Source organism: Pseudomonas siliginis (genome assembly GCF_019145195.1).
Classification (GTDB): Bacteria; Pseudomonadota; Gammaproteobacteria; order Pseudomonadales; family Pseudomonadaceae; genus Aquipseudomonas; species Aquipseudomonas siliginis.
In genome coordinates this window covers 252585-264515 of sequence record NZ_JAHSTW010000009.1, presented here as the reverse complement: position 1 = coordinate 264515, position 11931 = coordinate 252585, and the positions used below count along the sequence as shown (strand labels likewise).

10 protein-coding genes and 1 pseudogene are annotated in these 11931 nt (G+C 55.4%); 5 read left to right on the top strand and 6 right to left on the bottom strand.

Going from position 1 to position 11931, the window contains the following annotated elements:
• Nucleotides 1-266: 266 nt before the first annotated feature.
• The 3 genes from KVG87_RS19235 to KVG87_RS19225 form a co-directional block, all read right to left on the bottom strand.
• Nucleotides 267-1661, bottom strand: coding sequence for an undecaprenyl-phosphate glucose phosphotransferase (locus KVG87_RS19235; protein WP_217852110.1), 1395 nt, complete (start codon nt 1659-1661; stop codon nt 267-269).
• Between the two features lie 391 nt (nt 1662-2052).
• Nucleotides 2053-2712 (bottom strand): winged helix-turn-helix domain-containing protein, encoded by a 660-nt coding sequence (locus KVG87_RS19230; protein ID WP_041477289.1) that lies wholly within the window; start codon nt 2710-2712, stop codon nt 2053-2055.
• Between the two features lie 277 nt (nt 2713-2989).
• A complete protein-coding gene (locus KVG87_RS19225; protein ID WP_217852107.1) occupies nt 2990-3730 on the bottom strand; it encodes a winged helix-turn-helix domain-containing protein in 741 nt (246 codons plus the stop codon).
• A gap of 491 nt (nt 3731-4221) precedes the next feature.
• Between KVG87_RS19225 and KVG87_RS19220 the strand changes: the two genes are divergently transcribed.
• Nucleotides 4222-5055: an undecaprenyl-diphosphate phosphatase gene (locus KVG87_RS19220; protein WP_016775449.1), complete on the top strand. Its 834-nt coding sequence runs from the start codon at nt 4222-4224 to the stop codon at nt 5053-5055.
• Here the strand turns inward: KVG87_RS19220 and KVG87_RS19215 are convergent, their stop codons facing one another.
• Nucleotides 5056-5475 (bottom strand): DUF2388 domain-containing protein, encoded by a 420-nt coding sequence (locus KVG87_RS19215; RefSeq protein WP_225930939.1) that lies wholly within the window; start codon nt 5473-5475, stop codon nt 5056-5058.
• Between the two features lie 27 nt (nt 5476-5502).
• Nucleotides 5503-6489, bottom strand: a complete 987-nt coding sequence (gene dusA, locus KVG87_RS19210) for a tRNA dihydrouridine(20/20a) synthase DusA (protein WP_130929004.1) — start codon at nt 6487-6489, stop codon at nt 5503-5505.
• A gap of 649 nt (nt 6490-7138) precedes the next feature.
• On the opposite strand from dusA, the gene lepB reads away from it, so the two are divergent.
• The 4 genes and pseudogenes from lepB (at nt 7139) to rimA (ending at nt 11453) form a co-directional block, all read left to right on the top strand.
• Nucleotides 7139-7936 carry a signal peptidase I gene (lepB, locus tag KVG87_RS19205; protein ID WP_217852105.1) on the top strand — a complete coding sequence of 266 codons (798 nt, stop codon included), beginning with the start codon at nt 7139-7141 and terminating at the stop codon, nt 7934-7936.
• Between the two features lie 630 nt (nt 7937-8566).
• Nucleotides 8567-9643, top strand: a pseudogene (locus KVG87_RS26300) (methyl-accepting chemotaxis protein); the annotation flags it as partial.
• A complete protein-coding gene (locus tag KVG87_RS26295; protein WP_370695147.1) occupies nt 9629-10501 on the top strand; it encodes a methyl-accepting chemotaxis protein in 873 nt (290 codons plus the stop codon). The pseudogene KVG87_RS26300 and the gene KVG87_RS26295, both read left to right, overlap by 15 nt.
• A 142-nt stretch (nt 10502-10643) precedes the next feature.
• Nucleotides 10644-11453 (top strand): S6 modification regulatory phosphodiesterase RimA, encoded by an 810-nt coding sequence (gene rimA, locus KVG87_RS19195; protein ID WP_217852101.1) that lies wholly within the window; start codon nt 10644-10646, stop codon nt 11451-11453.
• Between the two features lie 58 nt (nt 11454-11511).
• Here the strand turns inward: rimA and KVG87_RS19190 are convergent, their stop codons facing one another.
• A complete protein-coding gene (locus tag KVG87_RS19190; RefSeq protein ID WP_217852099.1) occupies nt 11512-11931 on the bottom strand; it encodes a DUF6691 family protein in 420 nt (139 codons plus the stop codon).

Sequence of the window (11931 nt, the reverse complement as noted above, 5' to 3'; positions counted from 1 at the left end):
ATTGCCTGGGCTAGCGCTATCGCTGGCAAGCCAGCTCCCACATGCGGCTTGTGTTACACCGCAATTATCGACCCAATCACTAATCCCTGTGGGAGCTGGCTTGCCAGCGATGGGGCCGCTCAATCACAACTCCATTGCCTGGGCTAACGCTATCGCTGGCAAGCCAGCTCCCACAATGATCCTGTGTGGTTGAGCAATACTGGTTACCCAAATCCCGCCCACAAAAAAGGGGACTTTCGTCCCCTTGTGATCTGCAGCGCTGAACCTCAGTAAATATCCTTTGACAACAACGTAAACGGCGTCTTCACGAGGATCTTAAGATCCAGCCACAACGTCCAACTGTTGATGTATTGCAGGTCGATCTCGACACGCTTTTGCATCTTGTCGATGGTGTCGGTCTCACCGCGGCAGCCGCTGATCTGCGCCAGGCCAGTGATGCCCGGTTTGATTCGGTGACGGGCCATGTAAGCGAGGATCTTGCCCGAGTAGTAATTGTTGTGCGCCACCGCATGCGGCCGTGGACCTACCAGCGCCATATGCCCCTGCAACACGTTGAACAGTTGCGGCAACTCATCCAGCGAAGTGCGGCGAATAAAACGGCCTACTGCGGTGATGCGCGAGTCATTACGGCTGGCCTGTTTCACTTCACGGTCATCGTGAACACGCATCGAGCGGAATTTCCAAACCTTGATCACCTTGCCGTTCCAGCCATGGCGGTCCTGCTTGAAAAACACCGGGCCGGGCGAGTTGATTTTCACCGCCAGAGCGATGATCAACAGCAGCGGACTCAGCGCAATGATCGCCAGGAACGCCACGGTTTTCTCAACCAGACTCTTGCTCAGGGCAGCGGTCGGGCGGCTGGTCAGCGGGCTTTCGTTGAGGTAAATCGCCGGCAGGCCGTCCACGACTTTCACCGAATGATTGAGCAGGGTCAGGCTGTTCAAGTCCGGCACCCATACCACATCGACGTTGGCCCCGAGCAAATCGACATACATCGCTTCGATCTTCGCGGCTTCGCATAGCGGCAGTGTGATGTACAAGCGACGGATATCGTGGGCTTCGATCAGCTCGAGCAACTCGTCCTGAGCGCCAACGACACGCGGTGCATCCGAGGCGAGAACAGGTTTGTCACCGTTGCTGACCAGACCGATCAGCGGCAGGTTTTCCAGTTGGCTGAGTTTTTTCGCCAGGCCCAACGCCAGTTCGCCGGTGCCGACAATCAGCGTGCGGTGTTCGCTTTTACGCGAACGCTGGTAGAACTTGGAAAACGCATGCAGCGGAGCGTAGAGGAACGCCTGACCGAGGAAGCCATACACCGCCCAACTCAGAATCACCTGACGGGAAAACAGCTCATCGGCCTGGCAGACAAACGCGATGCACGCCAGCGCGGCCATGGTCATCGACCAGCCCATGAACAAGCGGCCGAGGCCGGTCAGGTAGTTGTCGCGTTTGCGATAAACGCCGCTGAATGTGTAAGCCGGCACCGAAGCCAGAACGGCGAGGGTGGCGCACATTCGGTAGTAGAACGCGACGGTGCCGGTGTGCTGTTCAGCGAGGATGAACAGCAGCGTCACAACGAAGGCCTGTGCCAGCGCCCATTGGCCCCAAAAGGTCAGTCCCTTGAGGCCCGTGCTTCGATTAATACTGAGAGAAAGATCCATACGATATCCCCAAAAGACGTCCATTCAGGTTTCAACAGTTGAAAGCCGAGTTGTTATGCAGACTTATTGTTTTTGTTTTAGCGAGTGTCTTGAGGTAACAACATCGAGAGCCGAACTGTCGTCAGCCAATAGACTAAGTTATTGTCGGGAATGGTGTCTGACGAGTTCTAACAAGATGGCACAATGCCAACTTTTTAATATTTAAATAGAAGGTTGTTAGAAAAGGTCGTAGAGCGGGGGATGAAAAGGCGAGGGCGTATTTGTTACTGTTGAAGGGTGGAGGCAGGGAAGCTTTTATCGAATCAGGGAGGGTAAACCCAAACAGAGTGCTCTTCTTGTTGTTGTAGTCGCACTTTATATCTGTTTGTCTCGGTTTGTGTGTCGCTTGTGATTAAGCGACGACTTCCTGGATCAGGCAATATCCGCGATTTCTTACGGCTCGGAACAATCGCTCGCCATTACTCGCACTCTTGAACTTGTCCTGCAATCGGCTCAGGCACATTTCCAGGCCACGGTATTGCTCGGGTTCCCGACCAATGCTGATGATCAAGTCATCACGACTGACCACGCGCTCTTCATGGCTCAGCATTTTCCTGACCAGAGCGGTTTCCAGGCCAGTCAGGCTGATCGCAACATTGTCCTTGAGCAGAACGCCTTGTTCATCGTCAAGATGCCAGGTATCGCTGCAAGGCTCAGTGCTCTCGCTGACATTGGAGATATGCGCGCGTTCTGCACTGCGGGTCGGGAAGCTTTGAAACGGATTGTCTGTCTGCGCGGCTCGCCATTCATTTTCAAGAGTGGCCAGTATGCGTTGAGTATCATGTTCGATACTGCGCGCAACATTCTTTCGGCTGAGGCTTGGGTAACTGAACTCCATGACCATCGGGGCGGAAGAGGGCGAAGCAACACCTTCAACAAACATTTGTGCCTGCGACGTGCCAAACGAATTGAAACGCTCGCTGGACAAGATACTTTCCAGTTCACGTTGCGACGTTGTGCTGTGCGTCACAACAACAAAATATTTTCTGGGGAGGGTTGTACTCGTTTCCATGTCTCTCTCCTAAATACACACCAAAATTGGCTAAAAGATAAATCGGCAGGCGAGCAATGACTTCCTCGGAAGTAATCGTAGGCAGGGTTCTGGCCGAAAATGGCCATCGATAAATTCCACTCGATCTGCTGCTATGTTATGGAGTTTTATTGTTATGTGGCGTGATGCCGTGCTCATTCAAGTGCTTGAGTTTTAATAAGTATGAGGCGCAATTGGAACGATATGGCTGCATCAGACGATCCTTCGTACGTATGCAAAAGGGAAGACTGCCCGAGACTCAGGCAGTCGATATCAGGCCTCGCATCAGGCGATAGCCGTAGCCGCGGATGCTCTGAATCGCGTTTGTACCATACATGTCCTTGATTTTTCCACGCAAGCGACTGATTGATTTTTCCAGTGCCCGAGGGTCGTAGAAATTGGCGTTGAGGCCCATGATGCTGGCGATTTCATCATGACTCAGAATGTGATTGCCGGTGTGCGCAAAGGCCTCGAGGATCTTCATTTCGGCGAAAGAGATATCCAGTTTGCGCCGACTGTCCATCAGGCAGATCCGCGTCGGATCAAGCGTCAGATTGATATCTCGTTGCCAGTCTTCGCTGTTGAAGAACTCCGCCAACAAGTCTTCGCTGTCATCGCTCAATGTGTTGAGCTTGATACAGGCATCCGCCCCGGCGAGGAAATATTTGATCTTGTTGACGGCGCCGCGGCCGGTGACAATTGCGCAAATAAGCGGCTTCAAGTTGTCATCGCGCAGGTTCTGCACCAGGGCTAGATTTTCTTCGATAGCTTGTGGATTATCGATGATGACGAAAATGGCGCGGTAGGAACCGATGTAACCGTGCTGCTTATATGAACTAGTGAAAGCACCTGTTTCCAGGATCATATCGGGCTGCACGTGCTTTGCGATCAGCGATCTGAAATGATCAGCCACACCCAGTGTACGACCCAGAGCAAGAACACCGGATTCATCATTTGTCGGGCGCGGACTTCTCGTCGCCAAGTTCCCTGAGAGCATCATGCGTTGACTCGAATTAGGTGCTGACATCGGGATGTTAAAGCACCGGTTCTTATCTGTGACTGACAATTGGTAACATTTGCGCGGATTTTAGACGTGTCTCCCGAGATTTCTAACAATAACTAAGCTTTTCAAGCTTTTAGTTGATTTTCTCGGGGTTGTGAACTAGCGCGTAGATGATGGCTATATGCAATGGTGCCACTATTTTGAGCTTGTGGCGATGGCTTTGTCTATGTCCTTTTGCCACTGATTGGCCATGTCAACAATGTGTGAGGTTGATCACACTTCATATCTGAACTGAAATATTTGTTGTAATAGATGTAAATTTTTTCCGTTTAGTTCGTCGGCCGACGATTACTAACAGCTCTTGAGTCTAACTCTGCATAAACCCTATTCTTCCGGATCGGCGAATCGCTGTATGCATTACTTCAGATACTCAACCCCTGAGTGTTATTGAACCGGTCGCTCACCCTGAGTGCTCTGACGGAGGATTAATGGATTTCTGGACCCTTTTCCAGGTATTGATATTGGGCGCGGTAGAAGGCTTGACCGAGTTCTTGCCCATCTCGAGTACCGGCCACCAGATTATTGTCGCCGACCTGCTCGAGTTTGGCGGCGAACGCGCCATGGCGTTCAACATCATTATTCAACTGGGGGCCATTCTGGCTGTGGTCTGGGAATTTCGTCCGAAGATCTTCGAAATCGTCAAAGGCCTGCCCACCGAGCGCAACGCGCAACGTTTCACCCTTAATCTGCTGATCGCGTTTTTCCCGGCCGTTATCCTCGGCGTGTTATTCGCCGACGCGATTCATGAATACCTGTTCAACCCGATCACCGTTGCGGTGGCCCTGGTTGTTGGCGGCATCGTCATGTTGTGGGCCGAACAGCGCAGCCATGTAGTCAGCGTCGAACATGTCGACGACATGCGCTGGTCCCACGCGTTGAAGGTCGGTTTCGTACAATGCCTGGCAATGATTCCCGGCACCTCGCGCTCCGGCTCGACCATCATCGGCGGGCTGCTCTTCGGCCTTTCGCGCAAAGCCGCCACCGAGTTCTCGTTCTTCCTCGCCATGCCGACCATGGTCGGCGCCGCTGTGTATTCCGGCTACAAATACCGCGACCTGTTCCAACCCAACGACCTGCCAGTCTTCGCCCTCGGCTTCGTCACCGCGTTCATCTTCGCCATGATCGCCGTGCGTGGCCTGCTGAAATTTATCGCCAACCACAGCTATGCCGCGTTCGCGTGGTACCGGATCGGTTTTGGTTTGTTGATTCTGGCAACCTGGCTGTTTGGCTGGGTCAACTGGACCGCCGCAGCGGCCGCCTGATCACTGCGCGCTGATCAACGCCGCCACGGCAAGATCGTTTAACGTCGAATCCGACGACTCCTGACGAAAGCGCTGCAAGGCCGAGGTGAAATACGCGGCTTGCAGCATGCCGTCGCTGGCCAGATAGAGTCGCGCGTCTTCTTGCTCCTCGGCAGAGTAAACACGCTTGTGACTGTCGGTCGTTTCCTGGCTAGACGAAATAGGTGCGAGGATCAAAGACACCAAAGTGAAGCCGGAAAGCTGCGTCACCTCCCACGGCGTATCGGTACGGCCCATGCAAAAGCCATCGCAGTGCGCATAAACGTTGGAAGTGAAGCTGAACAAAGCGAGGAGGGTGAAACGCTTGAAACCTGAAAAAATAAACGCGGGCATAAACAAAAGACATCCTGTCAGTACATCAAAATACCGGGCAACGCTCATGCGCCGCCCGCACACTCAAACCATCAATCAACGACCTTCAAGCAACTCAGCCGCCTGATCCAGCAACGCCAGCGGATCCTTGGCCTTGTGAATATCCACCGACAACAGCTGCCGGAATTTCCGCGCCCCCGGGAACCCCGTGCCCAGGCCCAGCACATGGCGCGTGATGTGATGCATCGCCCCACCGGCCAGCAGATGTTCGGCGATATACGGCCGCAATTGCGCCAGCGCCTCAGCCCGACTGATCACCGGCGCGGTACTGCCGAACAGTTGCTGATCCACCTCCGCCAGTAAATACGGATTGTGATAAGCCTCACGCCCGAGCATCACGCCATCGAAGGTCTGCAAATGCTCATGGCAGGCTTCCATGGTCTTGATCCCGCCGTTCAGCACAATCTCCAGCTCCGGAAAATCCGCCTTCAACTGCGCCGCGACGTCATAACGCAACGGCGGAATGTCACGATTCTCCTTCGGCGACAACCCCTCCAGAATCGCAATCCGCGCATGCACGGTAAAACTCGTGCACCCGGCATCCCGCACAGTCCCGACGAAATCGCACAACTCGGCATAACTGTCGCGCCCGTTGATGCCGATCCGGTGCTTCACCGTCACCGGAATCGACACCGCATCACGCATCGCCTTCACACAATCGGCCACCAACTGCGGATGCCCCATCAGGCACGCGCCGATCATGTTGTTTTGCACACGATCACTCGGGCAGCCGACGTTCAGGTTCACCTCGTCGTAACCGTGCTCCTGAGCCATGCGCGCGCAGGCGGCGAGATCGAGCGGAACACTACCACCGAGCTGCAACGCCAGCGGGTGCTCGGCTTCGTTGTGACGCAGGAAACGCTCGTGATCGCCGTTGAGCAGCGCGCCGGTGGTGACCATTTCGGTGTAGAGCAGGGCGTTCTTCGACAGGAGGCGTAGGAAGAAACGGCAATGGCGGTCCGTCCAATCCATCATGGGGGCGACGGAGAAGCGGCGTGAGAGTGGGGCGGGTTGTAGGGACATGTGAGGAATCTGGATCAAGAAGGCGAAGGCGCAAGAGTTTATCAGGTCTGCGAACAGGCAAAGGCTTGCGAGGCGCTGTTTGTGGTTTGAACTGGGCTCCGACGCGCTCGGCCTGATGGGAGGAAGTGTATTTCTGCCTGTTTTCTGTCCTTCAGTATCCGTTTAAACGATTGCGCAGGCGCTTGTTTAAATCTGACTGGTGAAAGTCATCCGAAGCCTACCTTGTCTTGCGCCTCCCCCTACACCTAAGACAGAATCCGCCGGCTTGTGCGTCTAGCCTGCGGGTTTTATCGTCTCCGGGTCACTGAAAACAGTGATCGGGTTTGGTAGCCCGTCTCCGTCAGAAGCACAAGACTACTGTCTTGCGAGGGCGTTTCTCGTCTTCGTTTTATGGTGGTCATGCGCGGGGTGTCTTCGGATGCGCCGGGGTTCCCGACGACCGGTCTACCAAGCTGCGTATGGCCTCCACCCTTCGTTTGGTAGCGAGAGTGATGGCTCCTTTTCGTTCATCCGTCAGGAGTTGTACAGCCTGCAATTGCGCACGACCGGTTATTTTTCCGCTAAATAACCCCCACTGCATTGCCCGTAGCGCCCTATTGGCTGAATAGGCCGGGCGCTTGATTGTTAGCTATTTACGTGAAGAGAATTTATGTCTACTCCTGATAAGCCGAAGTTGCCGCTGCAAGCATTTGTGATGTCGTGCCTAGTGGCCGGCTGGGGCCTGGTGTATGCCGGTCAGGTGAAGTGGGCGGTGCGTGTTGCCGCTTTGCTTTATCTGGGGGTGATTTTACTCGGTGTCTGCGGGGTGCCTGCCACGCCATTGGGCCTGTATGTCTTCGCTACGTTTATCGTCCTGGTGAAACTCGGCTCGGCCATGGCGGCTGCGATATCGGTGCGTAGAAACGACCGTCCGGTGAACAGCCCCAGCACCCGTTTCCATGTGCTTTACGTGGTGGCGCTGGTCATCTTTACGCTGGTTCTTTTCGGTCCATTGCGAGGCCCGACGCTAGGGTTCAAGACTTACTTGATCCCCTCCGGCTCGATGGTTCCGACCCTTTCGATCGGTGACTATATCGTCACCAACATGCGCATCGACGCGCCGCAGGTGGGCGACATTGTGGTGTATCGCTATAACGGCACGGAGGCGGTCAAACGTGTGGCAGCAGTGGGTGGCGACACCTTGTCGATTGTTGACGGTAAGGTCATTCGCAACGGCGAAAACATGGGGCTGTTCTTTGCGCCGCCAGAGCGCGTGAAGGATCCTCGTTATCTGCAAACGCCGCAGACGGTGGTCGAGAAAGATCATGTTTATCTGCTCGGCGATAACCGCGACAGCAGTAACGACAGCCGCTTTATGGGTCAGGTCGCAGTGCAGGACATTACCGGTAAAGTCACCGGAATCTGGTATTCATCCGATCGATCGAGGATTGGCACAGCCTTTCAATGAACACAAAAGCCGTCACCTTAAGGTGACGGCTTACGCTTGCAGATCTAGCCAAACTGCCCCGCCGACTCAACCGCAGATTTCGGCTTCCTCAACCGGGTCCGCTGGTAAGCAATCCAAACCATCACTGCATGGCCCTCAAGGCAATCTGCGTGTACCCATGCCCACCACACGCCACACGCCACACACCACACACCGGACGCGTCGAGGCAGTGATTGCGTGGTCAGGCATTTGAATCCGCATTTTCAATCCCCTTTCACGCCAGTGGCGATGTGCCATAGGTCATGATGGCAATGCGTCATCACGCCACTCAAAAAGTTCAACGTTTATACAAAAATATAAAGTTGTACAAGTTTTCCCAAAATTAATAGCATCCCTCCAGACACCTTTGCTGAAACGATAAATCCAGCGTGCAAATGCTCTGTTTGCGACGTGAAGGGTTTGTCTGCCGGTGCTCGCATCGCGGATTTATCGACGCGTCCACAGCATCGGCATTTGCATTTCAGGGACAGCTGGAGCGTCCCGTATTACGCCTTGGATGACGACCCCCGAATGTCTGGACGGTGACTGTGGTTACCGGAGATCAATTTTTTTGTGCCTGGCGTTTCGCGTCAGGACGTTTGAGGCTGAATATGGCAGTAGCATCGAATTTCCTCGGTGACATCAAAGTTTCCCGCAAGCTGGGAACCGGCTTCGGCATTCTTCTGCTGGCCGTTTTGGCGGTTGCCTTCATTGGCTATAACAGCAACAGCGTGCTGGTTGATCGCTTGAGTACCACGCGTCTGATCGGCACGTTGAATGACGCTACGCAAAATATGCGTCTGTCCGAGAAACAGTACGAAGCCGCCGCTGACGCAGCGTTCGCCGAGTCCTATAACGCGCAGTTGAATGTCTTGCAGGGTCTTGTGAGCAAGGCGCTGGACACCTTGACCCGTGCTGAAAACCAGCAAGCTTTGAAGGCTTTGCAAGCCACGATTGTTGCCTACGACCTGAAGGTCAAACGGCTGATCGCTGCCGATCAGTCGACCACGGATGCGCTGAAACCGCTGACGGCGCTGTCGGACAAGTACGCGCAAACTTTTGCCGGCATGCTTGAAGGCACCACGACCAGTGCCTTGGCGTCTGCCGATGGTGAACGCGTTCGGGAGCTGCGCACGGTGGCCGATTTGCGCAATGGCATGACCACTTTTCGCCTGATGTTGCGTCGTTACATTGCGGTGCCCAACGACGTGAACAAAAAACTGCTGATGGAAACCATCGATACCTTCTTGAGTGATATCAGCAAGGCGCGCACCAGCCTGCCGACGGCGCTGTCGAGCCAACTGGAAGAAGCCCACGCCGGCATGCGGCGTTATCGCGAAGTACTGGTGGAAGTGGCCGGGCTGTTTGAGCAGAAGCAGAACATGCGCGAGCAGGTCGACCAGGAAAGCAAGGCGATGGACAAGATCATGAGTGGCCTGATGGACACCCAGCAGCGCCTTGCGCGTGAGGATCAGCATTCGGCTTTTATTCAGATGGCGGTATTGACTGCGCTGGCGCTGGTGATCGGGCTGTTGGCTTCGGTGGTCATCTCGCGCCAGATCACTGCGCCGCTGGCGCTGACGGTTGATCTGGCACGACGCATTGCCAAAGGCGACCTGACGGTCCAGGCCAGGTCTGCGCGCAAAGATGAGTTGGGCGATCTGCAAAATGCGATGCAGGAGATGGCGCAGAACCTGAACACGCTGGTGCAAGGTATCGGCAATGGCGTCACGCAGATTTCCACCTCTGCGGAAAAGCTCTCGGCCATGAGCGAGCAGACCAGCGCAGGTGTACGTCAGCAAAAAAGTGAAGTGGATCAAGTTGCCACGGCGATGCACGAAATGGCTTCGACGGTGCAGGAAGTTGCGCGTAACACCACCGATGCCTCAGCTGCCGCGACCCTCGCCGATCAGCAGGCGCGCCATGGCAGCACGGTGGTCAAGCAGGCGACGGTGCAGATCAGCGAACTTGCCATGGCCATTGAAGAGTTGGGCGGTGCGATGAATGTGCTGACTCAGGACAGCGAGCAGATCGGCAAAGTCATCGATGTGATCAAAGCCGTCGCCGAGCAGACCAATCTGCTCGCGTTGAACGCCGCTATTGAAGCCGCGCGGGCGGGTGAGCAGGGTCGTGGTTTTGCTGTGGTGGCAGACGAAGTGCGCTCGCTGGCACAGCGCACGCAGGACTCGACCAAGGAAATCGAAGCGCTGATCGTCACCCTGCAACAAGGCACACAAGCGGCCGCGACGCTGATGACCTCAAGCCGCGAACGCACCCTCGATACGGTGGTACTGGCGCAGAAAGCCGAATTGGCGATTACCGAGATCAATCAGTCCATCGGTACGATCCAGGAAATGAGTCTGCAGATCTCGGCCGCCGCTGAGCAGCAAAGTGCCGTGGCCGACGAAATCAACCGCAGCATTGTCAGTGTGCGTGATGTGGCTGACCAGTCGGCTGTCGCCAGCGAAGAAAGCGCGGCGGCGACGATCGAATTGGCGTCCCTGGGGCAGGACCTGCAGCGAATGACCGCGCATTTCCGCACCTGATCTTTTCAACTTGGCGCACGCGGTGCCTTTCAACTATTCAGGCGCCGCAGGGCTACAGTTATTGCCTTGTTTGCAGATAACTAAGGCCAGCAGCTGTTTTATTTATCGCCATGGAAGGTTGCACGCCGTCATCAGGTGGTTCATGACCGACTTTCCAAAATCATTCGCGTCTCCCGGTGGCTGCCAGGGCTGTAGGAACAAAGGTGTGCCAGAGATGGATTTCGCCTTCGCTTTCCAGCCCATTGTGGACCTGCGCGATCAAACGACGTTTGCCCATGAAGCGTTGGTTCGCGGCGTGAACGGCGAAGGCGCCTTGTCTGTCCTCGAGCAGGTGGACGATCAGAACCGTTACCGATTCGATCAACTGTGTCGTGTGCGGGCGATTTCCACGGCGGCTGACTTGGGCATGACGCAGTACCTGTCGATCAACTTTCTGCCGAATGCCGTTTACCGGCCGGAGATGTGTATCCGCAGCACGCTGGAAGCGGCGCGCACATACGGCTTTCCGCTGGAGCGGCTGATCTTCGAGGCTGTGGAAGGCGAGCACGTCGAAAGCAACAAACACTTGATGAATATCTTGCGTGAGTATCGTGAGTTTGGTTTCAAGACGGCCATCGACGACTTTGGCGCAGGCTATTCCGGACTTAATTTGTTGGCGGATTTTCAACCGGACCTGATCAAGCTGGATATGGCGCTGATCCGCAATATTCACCGTGACCGCGTACGCCAGACCATCGTGCGCAACGTGGTGAACATGTGTAGAGAGTTGGGCGTGGAAGTGATCGCCGAGGGCATAGAAAATGCCGAGGAAAGAGACTTTCTCGCCGATTGCGGCATTTATCTGATGCAGGGCTACTGGTTCGCCAGGCCCTCGTTCAAATCGTTGGCGCAGATCTCGACGAGTGCGTGGCAGGGGAGATCATCCAATCCGCGATCTTGTGCAAAACATTGATCACCACCAACACTGGCTGCCGTGGATGCCCTGCGCCTGAATGCCGGTTGTTCTGCGGTCACGGGTTGCGTCGGGTTTCCAGCAGCGTAAATATCCCCATGCCTGCGAGCATCGCCAATACGAAAACGATTGCCTGCCAGTGGCCCGTCAACAGGATGGTCACTGCCGGGCCAGGGCAGATGCCGGCTATCCCCCAACCGACCCCGAACAGCAGGCTGCCACCAACCAGTCGTCGGTCCAGCTCTTTTCGGGCGGGTAGTTGCATGGGGTTGCCCAGTACCGATCTGCGTTGCCGGCGTGCCCAGGTCAGCGGGCCGATAGCGATGGCAATGGCGCCCACCATGACCAATGCCAGCGAGGGATCCCAGGCCCCGGCCACGTCGAGGAACGCCAGAACTTTCGTCGGATTGGCCATGCCCGCCAGAAGTAATCCGACGCCGAACAGCAGGCCGGCCAGGAATGCATTCAGTTTGAGCAC

Excerpts from the sequence above, each read along its gene's own strand:
- lepB (WP_217852105.1), top strand. The coding sequence starts at position 7,139 with ATGTCTACTCCTGATAAGCCGAAGTTGCCGCTGCAAGCATTTGTGATG.
- KVG87_RS26295 (WP_370695147.1), top strand. The coding sequence starts at position 9,629 with ATGCAGGAGATGGCGCAGAACCTGAACACGCTGGTGCAAGGTATCGGC.
- KVG87_RS19220 (WP_016775449.1), top strand. The coding sequence starts at position 4,222 with ATGGATTTCTGGACCCTTTTCCAGGTATTGATATTGGGCGCGGTAGAA.
- dusA (WP_130929004.1), bottom strand. The coding sequence starts at position 6,489 with ATGTCCCTACAACCCGCCCCACTCTCACGCCGCTTCTCCGTCGCCCCC.
- KVG87_RS19230 (WP_041477289.1), bottom strand. The coding sequence starts at position 2,712 with ATGGAAACGAGTACAACCCTCCCCAGAAAATATTTTGTTGTTGTGACG.
- rimA (WP_217852101.1), top strand. The coding sequence starts at position 10,644 with ATGACCGACTTTCCAAAATCATTCGCGTCTCCCGGTGGCTGCCAGGGC.
- KVG87_RS19225 (WP_217852107.1), bottom strand. The coding sequence starts at position 3,730 with ATGATGCTCTCAGGGAACTTGGCGACGAGAAGTCCGCGCCCGACAAAT.
- KVG87_RS19215 (WP_225930939.1), bottom strand. The coding sequence starts at position 5,475 with ATGAGCGTTGCCCGGTATTTTGATGTACTGACAGGATGTCTTTTGTTT.
- KVG87_RS19235 (WP_217852110.1), bottom strand. The coding sequence starts at position 1,661 with ATGGATCTTTCTCTCAGTATTAATCGAAGCACGGGCCTCAAGGGACTG.